A 19,839-nucleotide genomic window follows, 5' to 3' on the forward strand; every position below is an offset into this window, starting at 1 on the left:
CGCTTCCGGCGGTACGGACACGTGCCAGGAGGAGAGGGGCTCTCGGTCGCTCAGAACCGGCGGCTCCCTACCCTCGCGGGCGCTCGGTGAGGTCCCGAGGTATCACCATGGCGACCTCGACACACTGATCACCCTTGGTGTCTGACTTACTGCTTTTTCTCCAGGTGAAGCAAGAGACGCCAGCCATTATGTTCGTATCTCCCTGATCGTCCTTTTGATCAGAGTAAGCGAGGCTTGCTGGTCCAGGGAGGTCTTAGTCATGTTCAGGAAGTCCGCGCGGAAGCCGGTCACCTCCTGAGCATCGTGGAAGTACCGCTCGCCCGCATGACCCTCGCAGAAGACGACGTCCGGGTCGACGGGCTCAGGGAACGACAGGATGACGAACGGGTAGCCGATCCCTGGGTAGATCCCTGCACCGTACGGAAGAACGCGCAGGCTGACGCTCGGTAGTGCGGTCGCCTCCATCAGGGCCTCGAGCTGCGTGACCATTACCTCGGCGCTTCCGGCCTGCCGGCGCAGCGTCGCCTCGTCGATGAGCGCGTTGAGCTCCAGCGGGTGTTCGGGATCCCTAAGGCGCTCTTGCCGTTTCAATCGCACCGCGACTCGTCTGTCGACCTCCTCGGGCGTGATCGTCCGGCTGGACGCGCGGATGACGGCGCGTGCGTACTGCTCGGTCTGGAGGAGGCCGGGCATGATGCTCGGCTGGTAGTTGCTGATCAGCGATGCTTCGGCTTCGAGTTGGACGTATGGGCCGGGGAGGACGTCGCGGTAGGAGGACCACCATCCGCCGCGCTTTCGCGCGTTGCGTCCGAGGTCGATAAGGCGCTCGCGGGTCTCCGCGTCGACCTTGTAGAGGGTCAGCAACTGGCGTAGGTCGCTGATGCCGATCGAACTCTGCGCATTCTCGATCCGGACGATCTTGTAGGCGGAGGCGTCCAGGTACGTCGCGACCTCCTCTTGCGAGAGGCCGGCTTGCAGGCGCAAGCTTCGCAGCTCTCCAGCGAGTCGACGTCGCAGTACGAGTGACGCACTCATTGTGGCCCCTTCACTTGTGAGATCACGGTTCTTGGTCTAGCGTGCGATCGAACACATAGTGTCACGACTCAACTACGGAGCGGGGGCAAATGTGGATAACCGGGTTCCGGGCGGGGACGCCTACCTCGAAGCGCTCGCGGAGCGGCTGCGGAGCGAAGGGTGGCATGCGCGGGTTATCCCCTCGGCGGGTGAGGCTGGATTAGTGCGGGTGGTGAACCCGTCCGCTCCGCCGCTGAACGACGACATCACCGTGGGGCCCGATCGGGCGGGGCTGTGGTGGTTCCGCTGGTCGTTCGGGGTCCGGATCGCCCATGTCGACAACCTCGACATCGCCACCGCCCGCATCATCCGGGTTCTCGGCTGCCCCGGTCGCTGACAAACCCTGCCGCGACGGCCGCGCACCCGGTCGTCACGGCCTTCGCCCCCACGGAGGTACGCCATGTTCGCCGAGAACGACACCCGGGCCCCGCAGCGGCAGTGGTCCTGCCGCCTGGACGAGGACCCTGCGGCCGTCATCACCGCCCGCGCCCTGGTCGGCACCGTACTGACCGGCCGGCACACCGACCTGGTCGATGACGCCGTCCTGGTCACCAGCGAACTGGTCACCAACGCCATCGCCCACGGCGCACCCCCGGTCACCCTCACCGTCACCGTACGGACCGAGCCCGAGCCGACCGTCATCCTCGACGTCACCGACACCTCACCCGACCTGCCCATCCAGGACCTTCCCGGCGAGGTCGGCCACTTCGGCCTGTGGATCGCCGAAGAACTCGCCCGCGTCACCATCCACCCCACCCCGACCGGCAAGACCGTCCGCGCTACCTTCGAACGCCGCCCGAGCGCGGATCACAGTCGAACCCGTACGCACACAAAGTGAGCCTCCAGGGGGCATTCCCGCAGGTGAGCGGAGATCACGAAGCCGCTTTGTGTGCGAGCGGTCCGCGGTGGGGCGATTCATCGAATGTGGACGGGGAACTCTGCCGATCGTCGCGGCGTCCAATCCGAAACGGGAAGGAGCCACGCGATGTCACACGACGGCGGCGGGTACAGCGGAGGTCACCACGGCGGGTTCGGTGGTCACCACCATGGCGGGTTCGGCGGCCATCACCATCACCATCACGGCGCCGACGGCAACGGCGGTCCAGGCTTTCCCATCGTCAGTGCGGGCGGCGGAAGGCGAGGCGATGTACGCGCCGTCGTCATCTTCGTCGCGATCCTGGCCGCGGCGGCCCTTGGATTGCTCATCGCTAACTCCGGCTGAGGGCCACCACCGGTCAGCCGTGAGATCCCACGGTCACCTCGCCTCGACCGGCAGACCGTAGGCGCCGAGTTCGTGTTCTTCGGTCCGCCGGCGGCCGCGTACGCTATCGCGTCGATCAGGCCAACCGAGCCGTGTACCTCGTCTACGCTTCCGGCGCACCCTGGGTGCGATACCCCTCAGGTCCACGCGGTGAGCACGGGCACTGTGGTGATGGCGTTGGAACCCTTCGGCAGGTAGCGGATCTGCCACGGCTGGCGGGTGCGGTCGAGGAAGCCATAGACCGTTCCGCCCGTGTTGCAGTAGTAGTTGGCGCGATCGTTGCCGACCCACGGCGCCTGCCCGGTGTTGGGGACGCAGCGCGCGCCGTCCCGCAGGACCAGCAGCCACGGATCGGGCTCTGCCGGCGTCGTGATGATCGGCCGCGTCGGAGGCCGCGCCAGGGTGAGGACGATGACGCGATACGGGTTCTCCGACACCGGGCAGGCGACCTTGTCGAGGGCATCGGTGGCGAAGCACGGGTCGTGGATGTCGTTGCCGTCCAGGCAGCGGAAGGCGTCTGCCCGTTGGACGGCCACCGACTGGACGAAGCACGAGCCGGAGGTAATCTTCTCGGCGGTCTCGCCGGTGGCCAGGTCAGCGCCGGACCAAGGAGCGTAGCCCTTCACCGCGGTGGACGCCGTCGGGGTGGCGCCGCCCGCGTGCGCCGGACCGCCGCCCCTGCCATCGCGGAGCAACAGGAGCATGGCGGCCAACGCCGCCACCACCACTGCGGCGCCCACCGGCGCGAGCATGCGGCCGAGGCGGCGCGGCGGGCGGGGCCGCTTCGGCGGTGGCAGCGGGCTGCGGTACGACCACGTACCCAACAGCAGCGCGGTGGCGGCGTCCAGCGGGGCGCGGGCGTCCGGCGCGACCAGCAGCCTCAGGAGCCGCTCGGCGGTGGGCCGGGCGGCCGGATCCTTCTCCAACGCCGCCGCCACCAACCCGGCGACCTCCGGCGGTACGCCGGACAGGTCGGCCTGGTCGTGCTGGATCCGGTAGGAGACCACATCGAGGCTGCCGGTGCCGAACGGTGGGCGGCCGGTCGCCGCGTAGGCCACGGTCAGCCCCCAGTTGAACACGTCGGCGGCCGCGCCCGCCGCGCCGCGCACCTGCTCGGGCGCCATGAAACCGGGCGTGCCGATGAACGCGCCGCTCTCGGTCAGCGCCGTCGCCCCTTCGGGCACGGCGATGCCGAAGTCGATGACCTTCGGCCCGTCGGCCGCCAGGATCACGTTCGACGGCTTCAGGTCGCGGTGCACCACGCCGGCCCGGTGAATCACGGGCAGTGCGGCTGCGAGCCCGATCGCGAGGGTACGCAGCAGCGGCGGCGGGAGCGGCCCGGCGGCGGCCACGTGCTCGGCGAGCGTCGGCCCCGGGATGTACTCGGTGACGAGGTACGGGGTGTCCGCCGCCAGGTCGGCCGCCAGGACCCGGGCGATGCACGGGCTCTGAATCCGAGTCAGCGCCTGCACCTCCCGGGCGAACCGGGCGCGGATCGTCGGATTGCCGACCACCTCGGCGCGCATCACCTTGACCGCCACATCGGTGCCGCGCGCCCCACGAGCCAGGTAGACGGTGCCCATCCCGCCCGACCCGAGTCGGCAAACCAGCCGGTAACGTCCGATCCGTAACGGATCCCCGGTCTGCAGCGCCGTCAGGCCCACCGGTCGACCTCCTCCCCGCCGCTACCTTCATACCGGTGATCGCGGCTATCCGGAAGTCGAACTTGACAGCACCAGTCATCGGGCACCTTTGGCCCGGTCCCGGGTCCCTGTCTCAGGGCTTACGTCGCCATCGACGGGACTGCTTCCTGGGCTGGACGCGCTTCATCGGTGGCGCGGGGGAGAGAGGCGGCGTGTCCGGGGCCAGCGCCGCGTCGGGCAGGTCGCCGATCGGCCCGATCGCGTCCTCCAACTCGGGACGCAGCCCGACCATCATCGCGCCGTAGTCCGCCGGGCTCATCCTTCGGGCCGTCGCGAGGGAGTCTGCGGCCCTCACCGCCCATGCCTTGAATGATTCGTCCGCCGTGGCGAGCTCGCGGTACATGTCCGCGCTCGCCTCCATGGCGAGCAGCGCCTCGTCCGGCCGCCCGAGAACGGCGAGCATGTAGCCGGTCGGCATCAGCGCGCCGGCGACGTGGTCGCGGTCGTCCACGGAGTCGGTCCGCTTCAGTGTCCGGCTCAGGTCGATCGCCTCGCGGACGTACGCGGCGGCGTCCTCGGCGTTGTCCAGATGAGCGTGCCAGAACGCGAGCTTGGCCAAGGCGACGGCACGCACCGCGCGGTACGCGGCCGACGCGGACGCGGGCGGCTTCCCGAGTACGGACAGGGCCTCGGCGGTGCGGTCACGTGCGGCCCGGTAAAGCCGAAGGAGGCCGCGCATCGCCCCCAGATTGACCAGAGACTTCGCCAGGTCGACCTGGAACGCGGGCAGGTTCGTCTCGGCCATCGCCCGGTACAGCCGTACGGCCTCCTCTGCCGTTTCGAGTGCCTTGGTCCTCTCATTCGCACGGATCAGGTCCGCGGACCAGTTGACGAGCGCACGGGCCAGGTCCGGCGTGAAGGCGTCCGGATCGTCGGCGGCGAGGCGGCGGAAGATCTCCAGGCCGTCCCTCGTCGCGGCCTTCGCCTGCGAGTGCGAACCCTGGCCGGCCAGGCGGTTTCCCAGGTTCAGGTAGGCCCGGCCGAGTCGCGCGTACGACTCCGCACTCTTCTTCGGCAGCGTCTCCCAGGCCTCCACGACCAGATACGCCAACTTCAGCGCCTCCCGGCGCCGCCCCATGTGCGCCATGGTGACCTGGAGCGTGTCCAGGCTGGTGGCCAGACCTTCCCCGGCGGCGACGGGATCAGCGGTCGCCGCCGCCATCAGGTTCACCGCCTGCCGCAGCGAGGTGTACGCGTCCGCGTGCCGTCCCTCATGCGTCAGCGCGATGCCCAGGTTGAGCAGCGCCCACGCGTGGTCGGCGCGCATCGTGGCGGCCCGCGGCTCCGGGAGCTCGCGGAACAGCTCCGCCGACCGCTCGAAGTTCGTCAGAGCCCGGTCGCGCAGGCCGGCGACGCCCTCGCGGATACCGAGGTCCCGATGCAGTTTCGCCCGTTCGGCGACGTCCTTCGTCACGGCGAGGCGGTGTTCGGTCAGGCGCTCGGCGCAGGCCAGGGCGGCGAGATCGAAATCCACGTGGTGTTCGGGCAGGTGCGGTTCGATCGCCTCGAGGACGGCCAGGTCCAGGTGCGGCAGCCCGGCGAGGGTGACGAGGGCGGCGCCTCCGGCGGCCAAGGCCAGCCGGGGGCGCTCGCGCAACAGCGGATACAGCTGCGTCCGGGCGACGTGCTCCCACCGGGCGGCGGCCTCGATGAGGACGGTGACCGCCTGCCGGGCGTACGGCGGCGTGTCGTCGTCCGTCCCGGCCGCCAGCAAGGCGGGCAGCGCCGTCGTCGTCCAGGCGTCCGACCCGAACCCGAGCGCGTGGCCGGGGATGCGCAGCGCGATGAAGTCCTCGGCCATCCGGTCGGGGTACAGCGGCTCCAGCACGGTGGCCTGATCCTGCGGCGGGTAACAGTGCGCGTGCGCGTCCAGGATCCGCTGTACGGCCACGGGCTCACGGGCCAGGACCGCCCGTTCGACGACCGCCGTACCCTCGGCGTGGCCGAGCGGGCCGGTGAGCGACGCGCTGAAGACCGTACGGCCCATCGTGTGGACGTCGACGGTCGGCAGGCCATCGGTGTGGGCGTGCAGTTCGCGCCAGTAGTCGGATTCCCGGTCGAGGAGGTACGCGGAGAGCCGGGAGGGATCGTCCGGAGCGGTCTCAGCGTGCACATGCGCGTCGACGGCGGCCAGCGCCGCCATGTGGACGGTGAGCGCCACGCCGTACGCCTCATCGTCGGCCACCCCGTCCGGCGGACGCACCGTATCCGCGTCGGGAACGCCCATCACCTCGGCGAAGCGGTCACGCGCCCGGGTGAAGGCGGCCAGGCGCTCCTCGGGTGACGCCGCGAGCACGGGCAACGGCATGACCTCGGCCGACACGTCGAGGTCGTTCTCCAGCCGATGCGACAGGCCGGACCACCACAGACCGGCGGGCCGGGCCAGCATCAGGACCCGTACGCGGCTCCACTCCTGCCCGGCCAGGTCATCGATCATGCCGATGAGGTCGTCGAGGATCCAGCGTTCGGCGTAGTCGACGAGAACGAGAAGCCGGTCCGCGCTCTCATCCGCTGCGGGCGTGCGCTCGCGGTGCCGGGACGACGCACGGCCGCCACGCGCGGCGCGCACCTGCCAGCCCGCCTCGGCCGACGCGTGGGCGAACCGGTCCGCCAGCCGCGTCTTTCCCTGTCCGGCCGCGCCGCTGACGAGGCGTACGGCGGCCCGCTCAGGACCGTCCCGCCAGCCGGTCAGCCGGCGAAGCTGCGCGGTGCGCCCCGTGAAGTCGACCACTCGTCGGCGGGCGGCCAGGAGTCCGCTCGGCCGGAGGCGCGCCTCGTCCGGGCCGAGCGCGTGCGGTTCCGTCCGGAGCGGTTCCAGGCGGTACGCGGGCGGTTCCATGCGGATGTCGCCCGCGGCCTGGTAGATGGTGGCGTGGTCGGTCGCCACGGCGTTCATGCGGATGACCGGCGGCTCACCGCCGTTCTCGGAGCGGTCCCTGCTCATCGTTGGTTGATGTGCTGGTCCCTGGCGGACTGGTAGACGCGCCCGTGGCCGGAGGCCGTCCCGTACATCAGGACGGTGCGCGCCCGTTCAGCCGGGCCAAGCGTGGGCAGCAGCTCCTCATCGACGACCCGCCGCAACTCGTCCGCCAGCGACGGATCCTGACGGACCAGGTCCTGCAGGCGCAGCCGCCACAGGCCGGCAAGGGCCTGCTCGGTGTCGTCGTCGCCGTCCGAACGTGCGGCCAGCATGCGCGCGCGGACCTCTTCGAGTTCGTTCGCCACGGCGTCGGCGTGCGCCGAGTCGGCCCGCCGCCACAGTCGCACAACGGACGTTCGCGCCTGTTGCCACATGTCGGTCGCCATCGCGCCGACGATCGCCGTGCCCGCTGTCTTCAGCACCGGATCCATCGAATCCTCCTCACACCGGCGTAGGCCGGTGTCTCGCATCGCCACTGTGCGGATCTGGTCTTTACCATCGTGATCAATTAGCGTGACTCTGGTTGTGGTTCCGGTCGACGACTCCTCGGGGGGCTTGCTGTGGCGGGTTCTCGGAAGGACAACGAGTCCGCCCGTCTGCTCGGCGCGGAGTTACGAGGTCACCGCGTGGCCGGCGGCATCTCGCTGCGGGAGCTGGCGCGCCGGATAGGTCTGAGCGGTCACGGAACGCTGGTCGACTATGAATACGGACGGCGCATCCCGCCCGAGGACATTGTCATCGGCTACGAGCGGGAATTGCACGTGGCCGGCGGTCAACTCCGCGACCTTCGCAAGAAGGCGCTCGCCGAACTCGCCGAGACCGAAGCGGCGCACCTGCTCGTCCACGCACCGGACTCGGCGGCGCCCACCGCCGAGTCCGAGCTCACGCCGTCCGCTGCCGAGGTCGAGCCGGTACGGCCGGCCGGGCCTTCGACGCCGAAGCGGTGGCGACGGCGCTTGGTGTTGATCGTGGTGCTGCTGTTGCTGGCGGCAGGAGGACTCGCTCTGGCACGTAAGACCACAGGCCCGGCACCCCGACTCCGGATGAACTTCGCAAACGGCGCCAACCGGTGGTGGGTGCTCTACGGACCGCAGGTGGCCCGGCTCCAAAGGACGACGAGCATCACCTACCACGACCATCCCGCGGAATTGGTCACCGTCACGGGTGCGTCGGCGTCGAAGGGCTATTCGGCCGTGGGGATCTCGCACGGCCTGGAAACCTTGCGCGCCGGCATGAAAGTGACGCTCCACCTGTGGGTGCCCGGCCCGCAAGAGGGCGGCGTCAGCTTCCTGGTCCACGACTCCCGTGGAGCCAATCATTGGGCGGTGGAGAACCAAGGGGCCGGTACCCAGCAGACCGAGTCCCCCTTGCCCGATAAGGGCGGCTGGTCGACGGTCGTGTGGACGGTACCGGCCGTGGACCACGTGACAACGATCGGCATGCAGATCTGGGCGGAGAACGACCAACCCCTGCTCGTCGGTGTCGCCGACGTCGCCTGGTAGCCGGTCCCCGCCGAGGCCGTGGCGGGCACCGGCTACCAAGCGGCCCCCGCCGACCACCGAACAGCCGTCGGCAATCGGGCCGTGCGAATCAGCATCCATAGTCGATGTGCGGGCTGTCGCCGATGTGGACCGTTGAACCGATGTAGTAGAAAGCGTGAGTGTGCAGCCCTCGGTAGCACTGGTCTATGTTCAGGCTGACGAGACCGCCTCCGCTGGTGTATTGGTACGACGCCTGTCGTGCGACGCATGGGTGACCATCATCGCGCGCGAGCTCGAGTCCGTCGTCACTCCATAGCTCGATGTACATCGTGCAGTTGCTCGGCACAGAGCCGACTTGATTGAGGTAGACGTCGGGAAACACCCGCCTCGGGGATGATGTGCCGCGGTCGCTGATGCAGACGCCGACGTCCCATCCGTTGACCTTGATGTGCGGGTTACACCCGCCGGTCGCGGCTGCGGCCGAAGAGCCGGGTGAGAAGAACGAGAGACCCAGCAATAGCGTGCCACCGAGGATGGCTCCCAGGCGCCGGCCTTTGATCGCTTTTGTCATGCCGCGCTCGCACCTTCCACTCCATACTTGCGGAACTCCAGATCCGGGCCGGATCCGAGTCGCTCGCCCTGGCGGTCGCGATCAGTCCCGGAAGCCGAGCGACCACCCTGTTGGGGCGATGCGGGCACGAGCCTGACTCGGCCAGGACACCAGGCACCAGGCTTCGAACCAATGTCGGACCAGTCGTGGACCACGCGGCGACCAAGCCGGTGACGGCCGCGGCCTGCCGTCTGGGTAGTGTCCCGCCATGCGGCAGCAGATCACGGCTTATGTCCCACCCGGTGGCTATCCGGGGGCGAACGTCGGTCTCGGCATACCGGTAGCCGCAGGAGTGACCCTCGGGGTCGCCATGCTGCTGGTCGCCCTGATCGACCCGAGAAAGCGCTGGTGGTCGTTCACCGCTTGGCGCTACCGCGATCCGGATGCCGTTGAGCCGAGCGATGCCGCCTATTCCGCCGAACGGATGGGCTGGGTGGTCGGCGCACTGGCGATCTTCGCGCTGACCGGAGGTCTGGTGGCCTTCGTTCACCACCAGAGCGCCGATCAGCACCGAGCCGACCAGGCGGCCCAGGCGTCCGCCTCGGTACCGGCCCAGGCGAGCGGCGGCGGCGACATGGCGACGGCGAACGACATCACGCAGAAGATCCTGCAGCTGAGCTTCAAACAGGACCGGAGACCGCGCACGCTCGCCGGGCAGGTCGCCGCCTCCGTCGAGCCCGGTGCCACGGTGACGTTTCCCACCGATCCTGACTTCGTCTCTCTGACGCTGGCCGACGGCAAGACCTTCTGCCTGAACCTGCCGCCCGACGCACCGACCAAGGCACCCGGCCCGGCCGACCCCATCGTGTCGATCCCAGGCCCCTGCCCATGATCTTGGATCGGATGTCCATGCGTCCCCGCCGGTGCAGGCCGACCTCCGCGCGGCCCGGCGTCACCACACGGTTGCTCAGGTCCCCGGTTTGAGCTCCTGCAGGATGGCCTGCCCTGCCGCGCGGTGCTCGGCGGCGGCCGGCGGGTCCGTCTCGTCGAGTACGGCCGCGATCCCTTCGTGGGCGAGTGCCTCCGCGTACCGGTAGCCCAGCTTCGGGGCCAGCTCCAGCGCCTGCCGGTGCAGCCGCAGGGCCTCCTCGGGGAGGCCCGCCAGCCGGCAGGTCTCGGCGTAGCCGTTGAGGAAATGGATCTTCCAGTGTTCCTCGAACAGCTCGTCCAGCAGCGCGAACGCCTGCCGATGGCTGGCCAGCGCCTCCTCGTACCGGCCCATCTGCCGCAGCGCGACGCCCAGGCAGTTGAGGCACCAGGCCTCGTTGTGCTTGTGTCCGTCCTCGCGCGCCAGCGCCAGCGCCCGCCGCAGGTGCTCCGCGGCCTCGTCGGGTTCCTCATGGGCGATGGCCACGCCGAGGGTGATCCGGGCCGTCAGCGCGGGCGGCCATGCGGGGTCGGCGTGCGGGACGTCCAGTGCCCTGCGGGCCAGCCGCGCCGCCTCCTCGCGGTGCCCAAGCTGCAGCATCGCCCAGGCCTCGCACGCGGTCGCGTGGACCGTGCCCATCGGGCAGCCGGCGTCCGCGTACAGCTTCCCGGCCAGCCGGAAGAGTTCGAGCGGCTCCTCGACGTACCCCTCGTCCCACCTGAGGTAGCCGCGGCGCATGGTCAGCTCGGCCTCCGACAGGGTGTCCCCGACGTCGGACACCAGCGGTGCCGCCGCCTCGTACGCGGCGTCGGCCTCCGCCATCCGGCCCGCGTTGTAGCGGGCGAAGCCCAGGTCGCTGTGCGCCTCGGCCAGCTGCAGCGGATCGCCCAGGCGCTGCGCGGCGACCAGTGACCTCTCGAAGAGGACGTTGAGGTGCGTCGTGCCGCAGCGCCGCGCGAAGAAGGCCCGCATGAAACGCGGCAGCTCGCACACGTGTACGTCGGCTCCGGCGGCGACCGCCGCGTCGAAGACGGCCATCAGGTTGGTGTACTCCGTGGCGAACCAGAAGAGTGCCGCGTGCTTGTGGGTGAACGTCGGCAGCTCGGCCGGCGGCCGGCCCGCGGAGACCTCCCGGATGGGGGACAGGTACGACATCGCGGCGTCGGCGGCGGCCGCCGCGTGCACGTAGTAGTCGAGCACCCGGCCCAGCGCCTGCTCCAGCTCCGCCGGTGAGTCCTGCTCGGCGGCGGCCCGGCGCGCGTGCTGGTGCACCAGGTCGTGCAACCGGTAGCGGCCGGCCGCCGGCTGCTGGACGAGGTGCGCGTCGAGCAGGTCCTCCAGCATCGCCCGGGCGCTGCGCAGCGGTGTGTCCGCCAGTGCCGCCGCCACGTACTCGTCGAAGGTCGAGCCGGGCAGCAGGCCCAGCAACCGGAAGAAGCGGCGCTGCGCCCGGTCCAGTTGTCGTACGGACATGGCGAACGCCGTGTCGAACTCGGTGGCGCCTTCCGCCATCCGCTCGACGAGGATGCCCACGGTCCAGCCCGGCCGGTGCCGCAGCCGCGCTGCGGCCAGCCGCAGGGCCAGCGGCAGATGGCCGCACAGCCGCAGCACCTCGGCGGCGGAATCCGGGTCGCGGCCCAACCGGCTGTCGGATCCGCCCGGGTCGCCGCTGGCACGGGCCAGCAGCTCGGCGCTCTCCTCCGGGGTCAGCACGTCCAGCGACACCGGGGGCACCTCGTCCAGGCCCAGCAGCCGGTTGCGGCTGGTGATCAGGGCGACGGTGGGGCCTGCGCCGGGCAGCAGCGGGCGGACCTGGTCGGCGTCGGCGGCGTTGTCGAGGACCACGACGGCTCGCCGGTGGGCCAGTTCCGAGCGCCAGCAGGCGGCCAGCGGCTCGATGCCACCCTCCTGCGGGATCTTCTCGGAGGGGGTGTCGAGCGCGGCGAGCAACGTCCGCAGCGCGCGGTCGGGATCGAGCGGTTGCCGCCCCTCGGTGAACCCGTGCAGGTCCACATAGAGCTGGGCGTCCGGATAGTCGGCGGCGAGCCGGTGCGCGGCGTGCACTGCCAGACAGGTCTTGCCGACGCCCGCCATGCCGTCCACGGCGACCACCCGGCTGTCGTCCACCGCGGTGAGTACGGCGGCGAACTGGGCCTCGCGCCCGGTGAAGTCGGGCACGTCGCGCGGCAGATCGTTGCGGGGAGGGCGCGGGGCGTCGGCGGGCGGCGACGGGGGCTGGACCTGGCGGCTGGTCTTCGGAGGCGCCGGCAGGGGGTCCGAGGCCCGTTCCCACAGGGGGCGCAGCGGGCGGGGGTCGCGCTTGACGAGGCGGCAGAGCGCGATCACCGCCGTCCAGGGCGGCACCGTCTGGCCGCCGAGGTAGCGCGACAGCGACGACGAGCTGAGGCCCGTGTCCCGCGCGAGGGCCCGTACGCCGCGCCCGGACAGCTCCTGGAGCAGGCGCAGGCGGGCGGCCAGCTCGTCCTGCGGGACGGCCTTCGCCGTCCCCTGTTGTGCGACCACCGTTCCCCTGCCTCCCTGTCCCGCTTCGGCGGAATCTTTCCCGGTCGAGTCGCCGCTGGTCAAGGCCGTTTCAGCTGTCCCACGGTGTCCCATCGCCATCGTCAGGGCGAGCCCGCCCGGCTGTGATGGAGTCACGCCCCGGGGGAACGGGGCACCGGCCCGAAAGAGGGAGAGATCCGAGATGCAGTCCCGTATGCAGAACCCCGCCTTCGTCCTGTCCGGCGCGATGCAGCCCATCCAGGAGATCTTCAAGGCCGTGCACTCCGGCGGCGTGGACGGGCAGACGCTGGAGCTGGTGCACCTGCGGGTCAGCCAGATCAACGGCTGCAGCGCCTGCGTCGACGCCGGCGCCAAGACGGCCCGGAAGGCCGGAGTGAGCGACGAGCGGCTTGCCACGGTCGCCGCATGGAGGGAGACCCCGTACTTCAGCGAGGAGGAGCGGGCGGCGCTCGCGCTGGCCGAGGCCGCGACGCGGCTGGCCGACCGTCCCGACGCGGTGAGCGACGAGGTCTGGGACACGGCTGCCACCTACTACGACGAGAAGCAGCTGGCCGCGATCGTCCTGATGATCGGCGTCACCAACCTGTTCAACCGGCTCAACGCCACGACCCGGCAGATCGCCGGCGCCTGGGGATGAGGGGTGCCGGTCCCGCATGACCCGCCGCCCGGGGCCGGAATCTCTCAGCCTCATCGCCGCGAGATTCTAAGCGAAGCCGGAGAAGCCGCCGCCACGACGGTCGCCTTTCCAAGGCGGCCGTCCCCACCGAGACTCACCGACAAGGAGATTCCAACCATGAACCAGACCGCCAAGAGCCCCACTGCGGCCGACGAGAAGTTCAACGGGTTCACCGATGAAGAACGAGCCGCGATGAAAGAGCACGCCAAGGAGCTGAAGACGGCCGCGCGCCGCAGCCCGGGCAAGGCCAAGGCGGACGGCGAGCAGGACGTGCTCGCGAAGATCGCCGAGATGACGGAAGCAGACCGTGTCATCGCCGAGCGGCTGCACGAGATCATCAGGGCCGCCGCCCCGGCCCTCTCGCCCAAGCTCTGGTACGGGATGCCCGCGTACGCCAAGGACGGCAAGGTGCTCTGCTTCTTCCAGAGCGCGCAGAAGTTCAAGTCGAGGTACCCGACCCTAGGCTTCAACGATGTGGCGAACCTCGACGACGGCACCATGTGGCCGACCGCCTTCGCCCTGACCGAGCTGACCGCCGACACCGAGGCGAGGATCGGCGAACTCGTGAAGCAAGCGGCGAGCTGAGGCCACGTGTCCACCGCAGCCGACACCGCGGCCGCCGCGGCGAACAGCTCGTACCGCGACGTCCTGCTGCGCAACCGGCGGATGGCCGGCCTGCTGCTGGGTGACCTGCTGGCGAACGCCGGCACGGGAATGCTGATCGTCGCGATGCCCGTGCAGACGCTGGCCGTTCACGGGACCGTGGACGCGGCGCTCGCGATCGGGATGGTGGAGGCCGCGCCGTTCCTGCTGTCCACGGTGCTCGCCCTGGCCATCAGCCTGGGGCGGTTCTCCGTGCCGCCGCGGCGGCTGCTGTTCGCGGACTGTGTGCTGCGCGCCGTCACGCTCACCGGCCTGGGCGTGCTGGCGGTGGCGGGCCGGCTCACGCTGCCCGTGCTGGTCGGCGGGCTGCTGCTGGGCAGCACCTGCCGGATGGCGGGCTCCAGCAGCCGCCGGCTCCTGGCCACCTCGATGGTGGGTGACGCGGACCGGTTCGCCGTCAACGGTCTCCTCGGGCTGGGCGGCAACTTCGCGCAGCTCGTCATCGGGCCGGTGGCCGGCGGGCTCCTGGTGGCGTGGGCGGGTGCCGGTTGGGCGCTGTTCGCCGACGCGTGCGGGGCGCTGATCCTGCTGGCGTCGCTGCTGCGCTGCGTGCCGCGGACGCCGGCCGTCCACGCGGAGGACGGAACAGGTCCGGAGCGCGAGTCGGGGTGGCGGATCCTGCGGCGGCGGCCGGTGGCAGGGCGCCTCCTCGTGGTCGTCTTCTTCTTCAACTTCCTCTACATGCCGATCGAGGTGGCCCTGCCGCTGTACGTACGGGGGACGCTGCACACCGGCGCGTCCGGCCTGGGTCTGCTCTGGACCGCGCTGGGCGTCGGGGCGCTCGCGGGCGCCGGCCTGGTCGACCGGCTCCGCGACCTCCCGCAGCGCCCGCTGCTCATCGCGATCATCGCGCTGTGGGCGCTGTGCCCGATCGCGCTGGCCGGCGTCGGGAATCAGACCGCGGCCATGGTCGCCTTCGGCCTGGGCGGCCTGATCTGGGCCCCGTTCACCCCCGTCGCGTACAGCTTCCTGCAGTCGGGCCTCCGCCCCGCCGAGCAGCAGCCGGTGGTCACCCTCTGGACGACGGGCTCGACGGTCGCCGCCCCGCTCGGCCTGCTCGCGGGCGGCCCGCTGATCGCCCTGACGGGCGTCCACACCAGCCTGGTCCTCTCCGGCCTCCTGACCCTGCTGCTGGCCCCGCTGGCCGCCTGGAGCGTGCTGACGCGGGCGGCGGAACGTCCGTGATGTGAGCCGCCTCTGCGGCGCGGCGGCATGGGCGTCGCGTGGCGGCCGACGGATCGACTGCTCGGCCGTGATGAGCTCTTCGGTCCGCCGGCCGCCTGTTGACGCCGCGCCGAGGCCGTCAGACGGCACCCGGTCTCGGCCGGGACGCTACTGTTTGCTCTTGTTGAGCATGAGGGCTCCGGCGATGATGCGGTAGACCCCGTACGCCATCGGCCCCCAGGCGACGATGTAGACCCCGCCGCTGGATCCGGACGCGTTCGAGTACGTGATCGCGGTGATGAGCAGCCCGGCCAGCAGCCACGCCACGCCGAAGCCGATGCCGCGCTTGCCTTTGGTCTCCCAGATCCTGCGCTGCCCGTCGCTGACCCCTTGATACGGCGCGCCCTGGCTCGGCGCCTGGTAGGGCGGGTTCTGGTACGGAGCCTGGTAGGGCGGGTTCTGGGGCGGAGCCTGGTAGGGAACACCCTGGTCCGGCGGGTTCTGGAAAGACGGCCCCTGATTCGGGGGATTCTGATACGGCGCCTGGTAGCCGCCGCCCTGTGGCGGGGGACCCTGGTACGGGGCCGCGGGCTGGGGCGATGAAGGGTCCGGTGAGGGCGGCACGGCGCCGGGCTGTTGCTCTGTCATCTCGTCTGCTCATTCGATGGGGCGCCCGAGGGCGCGTACGTGGCCGACGATCCGGTCAATGAAGGCGTCCCGTCCGTCGACCAGGACGAGCGGAACGGCGAACGCCGTGCCGTTTGGCGTCTCGACCCGATAGCCGGCGACTTTTCCTTCGTTGCCCTGGTTCCGCCGGTAGACGGTCTTCAGCGCGGTGATCTCCGGCCACGCGACCGCGACCGGCCCGGTCCTGCGCTTGGCGATGAGCCCACCCTCGAACAGAAAACAGGCCCGCGACCCGACCAACAGCCCGCGCACCGCCATAACGATGCCCCAGACCATCGCGAAGAAGAACACGAGGGCGAAGATCCGCGCCACCGAGTGGACCCACGAGAACATCGACGTGGCGCCGGGGATCAGCGAGAGCAGCCACATCGCGACTCCCGATCCGACCGCGGTTCCAATGCCCATGACCAGCGCGCCGGTCATCGAGATCTCCCGACGAACGTCGATCAGGCGGCCGAATCCCCTCTGTGCGGCGAGTCGGCCGACGTCCTCGGGACCGGTGGCGGCACCGGAATAGGCTCCTGCGCTCGCTGGAACCCCTGCTGTTTCAGGTCTTTCGAATCTCTCGCTCATCTCTGCTTCTCGCGAAAGGCAGCAATGGTTTCCTCCGGCATCCGCTGATCGAGAGCCGGGAATGGTGCCGCCGGATCCGTCGGAATTCGGCGTACTGACGGTAGACCAATCGTGATCAAGATGTTTCTGACCGTACCGAGAAAACCATCGGCCCAACGTGCCATACGCCCCATAAAAGAGATCTGGCCGGACCATATCCTGCTGACACGCCTACGCCAGAGGGCCCCGCCCCGGGCCGTACGGGCACCGGGGCGGGGCCTCTCTCCTCCGTCAGCGTGTTATCCCGTACGCGTGGATCAGCGTCTGATTCTCATCGGTGGGCTCCCTGCCGGTCGACGATCGCGGTGGCCAGCTGGGCGGACCAGCCGAGGATCTGGCCCTTCGCGAAGTGCGCCGTGCCGTCGCCGCCCGTCGACGTGTGGTCCTTCACGGCGATGGCGCGGTGCCCGAGGTAGGCGTACGTGGTCGGGTCGATGATGACGTCGGTGCGCAGGTAGCCCTCGTCGATCCGGTAGAGGGCCACGCCGTGGCGTCCGGCCACGTCGGTCACGTCCTTGGCGAAGTGCACGCCCGGGATCGCGGCCAGCGCGCCGTACAGTGCCGCACGTAGCTTCGGCGGCAGGACGCTGTTCCTTATCAGATCCTGGATCACGGTGAACGCTGCGGTGTCCCGGCTCAGCGGGAAGGACGCGGACTCCTTGTAGACGAGGGCCAATAGTGCCTTCGGGTCGGTGGGCAGCGACCGGAGGTAGGTGTAGTCGGTGCGCGGTACGGCCGAGCGATCCATCGGCGTGGTCGGCCTGGATTCGAGCCGTCCGCCGTTCTCCCTGGCCGCCCGTTGCATACCGTCCACCCGGATCCAGCGTTCGGCGGTGATGCGCCGGTCGGGTCGCCCGGCAAGGGACCCGGCGGTGCCGGCGGAGGAGGTCGCGAGCATCTCCTTGACGTAGGTCCACTGGTCCGGGCGCGGATTCCAGGTGGGTTCGCTCGCCGCCTTGACCGTGGCCCGATGGGCCAGCTCGGCGGCGGAGGCGACGGGGCCGGCGGGCAGGCCCGGGATACCGGTACGGCGGTGGCCGTTCTCGTCGACGCCCCCGAGGTTCTGCGCGACGGTGACCCCGGCGGCGATCGTGACGGCCAGGGCGCCGACGGCCACGATCCGGACGCCCGTGCGTGGGAGCCGGACGCGCGGGCCGCGCTCGTCGAACCGCGTGGTCACCCGCGACCGGACCGCGGCGAGCCGCATCGGCTCGGGCTCGGCCAGCGATGCCCGCATCCGGCGCAGTGTGTTCAGTTCACTCATGGTCAGTCCTCACTCGTCGTCATCGGGGTACCGAGGGCCGCGCGCAGCTTCCGCCGGGCGCGGTTGAGGCGCGAGCGCACCGTGCCGATCGGTACGTCGAGCGCGCGGGCGACCTCCTCGTACGAGAGGTCGCCCCAGGTGAAGAGGAGCAGCGCGTCGCGGTCGCGTTTCTTCAGCGACGCGAGCGCGGCGGCCAGGCGTGGGCTTTCCGCCTCGGCGGAGACGGCGTCGGCCACCCGCTGGGCGTGGCCCTCGGCGGTGAGCGGGTCGGCTCCGGACCGGGCGTACGCGCGGTACATCCGTACCTCGGCCCGGCGCCGCTCGCCGATCAGGTTGGTCGCGATGCCGTACAGCCACGGCGCCGCGTCCGTACGGGAGAGGTCGTAGCGTGCCCGGCGGCGGAAGGCGATGAGAAACGTGTCGGCGACGACGTCGTCGGCGGCGTCGGGGCCGAGGCGGCGCGCGACGTATCCGCGCAGCCGGCCGGCATGACGATCGAAGATCGCTGCGAAGAGCTCGGGGTCGCTCCTCGACCGCTCGATGAGGCGCGCGTCATCGACGTCGGTCGAGGACGCGGCCTCCGAGCGTGGTGGCGCTGCGGCCATAGAGAGGTGTCCCTTCGTCTGGGCCCGTTGCGGGCACCGGGTGGGTCACCTCTCCTTGGCCGACGGCGCGGCCCGGGTTCATGCCACGGGATCCGGCCCGCCCGTCATGGTCTCCGCGTGGTCCGGATCACCGTACGAGCGCCCTCCGAGCACCCGAGTGGGTTTTTCTTGATTGTGACTTTTTGCTTGCATTTGACTCCGCTGGGTTGGCACTATCTAGTGCCCATATGTCCGTCATCGACGGGAAGGCGCTCTCGTGGACATAACGCCGGAGGCTCTCAGGCGCGCACTCCTGCCCCCGGGTGTGCAACCGCTGGAGCCCGATGATCCGGCTGTGATCGGAGGCCACCGACTGGCCGGCAGACTGGCATCAGGCGGGACAGGCGTCGTCTACCTGGCACGTGATGGCTGCGGAAGTCTCGTGGCCGTCAAGACCGTACAGGCCCAGAACGCCGGGCAGGCTCAGGTACGGCACAGTCTCCGGAAGGAGGTGGCCTGTGCCCGGCGTCTTCCGTCCTCCTACACGGTCCAGGTGCTGGTCGATGGTACCGACCAGACTCGGCCCTACCTCATCACCGAGTACGTTGAGGGACCTTCACTGAAGGATTTCGTCGAGGACGTCGGCCTATTGGAGCCCGCGCAGGTAAGGGCGCTGGCGGTTGCGGTCGCCCGGGCACTCGCCGCCATCCATCAGGCGGGGCTGGCCCACTGTGATCTCAAGCCCGGCCATGTTTTGCTGGCGGCCGACGGCCCTCGGCTGATCGACTTCAGTATCGCCCAGGAACGTTCCGCCTCAGACAGGTCCGCCGAGATCGAGGCGACGGCGGACAGCGCGGAATGGGCGGCACCGGAGCGCGTTACCGGCGGTCTTGGAGGTCCCGCTTCCGACATTTTCGGCTGGGGCTGCCTGATCGGCTATGCCACGACCGGCCGTAGCCCGTTCGCCGGGACCGACGCTGATGAATTCGGGCGACAGGCCATATCGCCGGCGGCCTTGCTCAACGGATTGGACGAGCCCCTCCGCAGCCTGGTCGAGGCCGCGCTCGTCAAGGACCCCGCCGACCGCCCCACCGCCGGCGATCTCGTCTCTCGACTGGGCTCGGTCGACCGCGCCATTACAGCGCGTCCACCAGAGCCCGGCACCGCGATGCTCCCTGTCCCCGGTCCGGCGAACGGAGCCTCCGGCGGCGTCGCTGCTCGCCGTGCGGCGCGGCCCGCAGCCGCCACGAACCCCGGCCCGACGCCCGATGCCGAGCTCACCACCGGTGGCGCCAGACGTTCGCGGCGGATGAGGACACTGGCCATGGTGTCCGTACCCGTAGTGCTCGTCACTGTGCTCGCCGCCGCCATCACTGTCGGAGGCCGCGATGCGGGGCGGGACACGCCGCCAGATCCCGACCGTACCGCCACGCCGCAGAGCCGGGAGATTTCCCCCGTACCGGCCGTGCTGAGGCCGCGGTCGTTTCGGCCGGGTGCGTCGCATTCTGGGTCTGTGGACGGCGCGCACGCCGGGCCCGGCTCGCCAGTGCCAGGCCGGGTCCGGCGTCCGCGTACCGGGCACGCGGGCAGGCCAGGGGTACCGGGTGGCCACGGCGGCTCATCCACTCCTGGATCGCCGGCTCCGCCGCATGGGTCCTCCCCGGCGGCTCCGTCATCGCCGGCATCGACGCCATCGCCTACGCCCTCTCCGACAACGACCGAATCCGGTTAGCGCCGCCGCGCCGGCCG

Annotated in this window: 20 protein-coding genes; 9 read left to right on the forward strand and 11 right to left on the reverse strand. The window is 70.5% G+C overall.

What is annotated here, in order from left to right; translation table 11 throughout:
• Positions 1–67: 67 nt before the first annotated feature.
• Both ABEA24_RS53825 and ABEA24_RS40600 read right to left on the reverse strand, forming a co-directional pair.
• A complete protein-coding gene (locus ABEA24_RS53825; RefSeq protein WP_425551297.1) occupies positions 68–187 on the reverse strand; it encodes a DUF397 domain-containing protein in 120 nt (39 codons plus the stop codon).
• Positions 187–1,035 (reverse strand): helix-turn-helix domain-containing protein, encoded by an 849-nt coding sequence (locus tag ABEA24_RS40600; protein ID WP_345438646.1) that lies wholly within the window; start codon positions 1,033–1,035, stop codon positions 187–189. The genes ABEA24_RS53825 and ABEA24_RS40600 overlap by 1 nt, the downstream gene beginning before the upstream one ends.
• A gap of 91 nt (positions 1,036–1,126) precedes the next feature.
• Here ABEA24_RS40600 and ABEA24_RS40605 point away from each other — a divergent pair, with 91 nt between their 5' ends.
• From ABEA24_RS40605 to ABEA24_RS40615, 3 genes are all read left to right on the forward strand, one after another.
• Entirely contained in the window at positions 1,127–1,411 is a 285-nt protein-coding gene (locus tag ABEA24_RS40605) for a hypothetical protein (RefSeq protein WP_345438648.1), read from the forward strand.
• Positions 1,412–1,474: 63 nt separating this feature from the next.
• Complete coding sequence (locus tag ABEA24_RS40610; RefSeq protein ID WP_345438651.1) at positions 1,475–1,912, forward strand: ATP-binding protein; 438 nt, start codon at positions 1,475–1,477, stop codon at positions 1,910–1,912.
• Positions 1,913–2,059: 147 nt separating this feature from the next.
• On the forward strand, positions 2,060–2,296 hold the full coding sequence (locus ABEA24_RS40615) for a hypothetical protein (protein WP_345438653.1): 237 nt from the start codon (positions 2,060–2,062) through the stop codon (positions 2,294–2,296).
• Positions 2,297–2,472: 176 nt separating this feature from the next.
• On the opposite strand, the gene ABEA24_RS40620 is transcribed toward ABEA24_RS40615, so the two are convergent.
• From ABEA24_RS40620 to ABEA24_RS40630, 3 genes are all read right to left on the reverse strand, one after another.
• On the reverse strand, positions 2,473–3,999 hold the full coding sequence (locus ABEA24_RS40620; RefSeq protein ID WP_345438655.1) for a serine/threonine-protein kinase: 1,527 nt from the start codon (positions 3,997–3,999) through the stop codon (positions 2,473–2,475).
• A 112-nt stretch (positions 4,000–4,111) separates the two neighbouring features.
• The gene (locus tag ABEA24_RS40625; protein WP_345438658.1) at positions 4,112–6,982 is read right to left on the reverse strand and encodes a tetratricopeptide repeat protein; all 2,871 of its coding nucleotides are present in this window, start codon (positions 6,980–6,982) and stop codon (positions 4,112–4,114) included.
• Positions 6,979–7,389, reverse strand: a complete 411-nt coding sequence (locus ABEA24_RS40630) for a hypothetical protein (protein ID WP_345438661.1) — start codon at positions 7,387–7,389, stop codon at positions 6,979–6,981. Before ABEA24_RS40630 ends, ABEA24_RS40625 begins: the two co-directional genes overlap by 4 nt.
• A 195-nt stretch (positions 7,390–7,584) precedes the next feature.
• Between ABEA24_RS40630 and ABEA24_RS40635 the strand changes: the two genes are divergently transcribed.
• Positions 7,585–8,460, forward strand: coding sequence for a helix-turn-helix domain-containing protein (locus ABEA24_RS40635; RefSeq protein WP_486303933.1), 876 nt, complete (start codon positions 7,585–7,587; stop codon positions 8,458–8,460).
• Positions 8,461–8,548: 88 nt separating this feature from the next.
• Here ABEA24_RS40635 and ABEA24_RS40640 read toward each other — a convergent pair whose 3' ends face one another.
• Positions 8,549–9,010 carry a hypothetical protein gene (locus ABEA24_RS40640; RefSeq protein WP_345438666.1) on the reverse strand — a complete coding sequence of 154 codons (462 nt, stop codon included), beginning with the start codon at positions 9,008–9,010 and terminating at the stop codon, positions 8,549–8,551.
• Between the two features lie 247 nt (positions 9,011–9,257).
• Here ABEA24_RS40640 and ABEA24_RS40645 point away from each other — a divergent pair, with 247 nt between their 5' ends.
• The gene (locus ABEA24_RS40645; RefSeq protein ID WP_486303934.1) at positions 9,258–9,881 is read left to right on the forward strand and encodes a DUF6199 family natural product biosynthesis protein; all 624 of its coding nucleotides are present in this window, start codon (positions 9,258–9,260) and stop codon (positions 9,879–9,881) included.
• Positions 9,882–9,956: 75 nt separating this feature from the next.
• Here the strand turns inward: ABEA24_RS40645 and ABEA24_RS40650 are convergent, their stop codons facing one another.
• On the reverse strand, positions 9,957–12,440 hold the full coding sequence (locus tag ABEA24_RS40650) for a tetratricopeptide repeat protein (protein WP_345438670.1): 2,484 nt from the start codon (positions 12,438–12,440) through the stop codon (positions 9,957–9,959).
• A gap of 181 nt (positions 12,441–12,621) precedes the next feature.
• Between ABEA24_RS40650 and ABEA24_RS40655 the strand changes: the two genes are divergently transcribed.
• The 3 genes from ABEA24_RS40655 (at position 12,622) to ABEA24_RS40665 (ending at position 14,964) form a co-directional block, all read left to right on the forward strand.
• Positions 12,622–13,077: a carboxymuconolactone decarboxylase family protein gene (locus ABEA24_RS40655; protein ID WP_345438672.1), complete on the forward strand. Its 456-nt coding sequence runs from the start codon at positions 12,622–12,624 to the stop codon at positions 13,075–13,077.
• A 156-nt stretch (positions 13,078–13,233) separates the two neighbouring features.
• Positions 13,234–13,701 (forward strand): iron chaperone, encoded by a 468-nt coding sequence (locus ABEA24_RS40660; protein ID WP_345438674.1) that lies wholly within the window; start codon positions 13,234–13,236, stop codon positions 13,699–13,701.
• Positions 13,702–13,707: 6 nt separating this feature from the next.
• The gene (locus tag ABEA24_RS40665; protein ID WP_345438676.1) at positions 13,708–14,964 is read left to right on the forward strand and encodes an MFS transporter; all 1,257 of its coding nucleotides are present in this window, start codon (positions 13,708–13,710) and stop codon (positions 14,962–14,964) included.
• Between the two features lie 147 nt (positions 14,965–15,111).
• On the opposite strand, the gene ABEA24_RS40670 is transcribed toward ABEA24_RS40665, so the two are convergent.
• From ABEA24_RS40670 to ABEA24_RS40685, 4 genes are all read right to left on the reverse strand, one after another.
• The gene (locus ABEA24_RS40670; RefSeq protein WP_345438679.1) at positions 15,112–15,591 is read right to left on the reverse strand and encodes a hypothetical protein; all 480 of its coding nucleotides are present in this window, start codon (positions 15,589–15,591) and stop codon (positions 15,112–15,114) included.
• A 9-nt stretch (positions 15,592–15,600) separates the two neighbouring features.
• Positions 15,601–16,053: a hypothetical protein gene (locus ABEA24_RS40675; protein ID WP_345438681.1), complete on the reverse strand. Its 453-nt coding sequence runs from the start codon at positions 16,051–16,053 to the stop codon at positions 15,601–15,603.
• Positions 16,054–16,513: 460 nt separating this feature from the next.
• On the reverse strand, positions 16,514–17,506 hold the full coding sequence (locus ABEA24_RS40680; RefSeq protein WP_345438683.1) for a CU044_5270 family protein: 993 nt from the start codon (positions 17,504–17,506) through the stop codon (positions 16,514–16,516).
• A 2-nt stretch (positions 17,507–17,508) separates the two neighbouring features.
• Positions 17,509–18,111, reverse strand: a complete 603-nt coding sequence (locus ABEA24_RS40685) for an RNA polymerase sigma factor (RefSeq protein WP_345438685.1) — start codon at positions 18,109–18,111, stop codon at positions 17,509–17,511.
• Between the two features lie 334 nt (positions 18,112–18,445).
• Between ABEA24_RS40685 and ABEA24_RS40690 the strand changes: the two genes are divergently transcribed.
• Entirely contained in the window at positions 18,446–19,822 is a 1,377-nt protein-coding gene (locus ABEA24_RS40690; protein ID WP_345438687.1) for a serine/threonine-protein kinase, read from the forward strand.
• The last annotated feature ends 17 nt before the right edge of the window (positions 19,823–19,839 follow it).

This window comes from Actinoallomurus vinaceus (assembly GCF_039542055.1).
GTDB lineage: Bacteria > Actinomycetota > Actinomycetes > Streptosporangiales > Streptosporangiaceae > Actinoallomurus > Actinoallomurus vinaceus.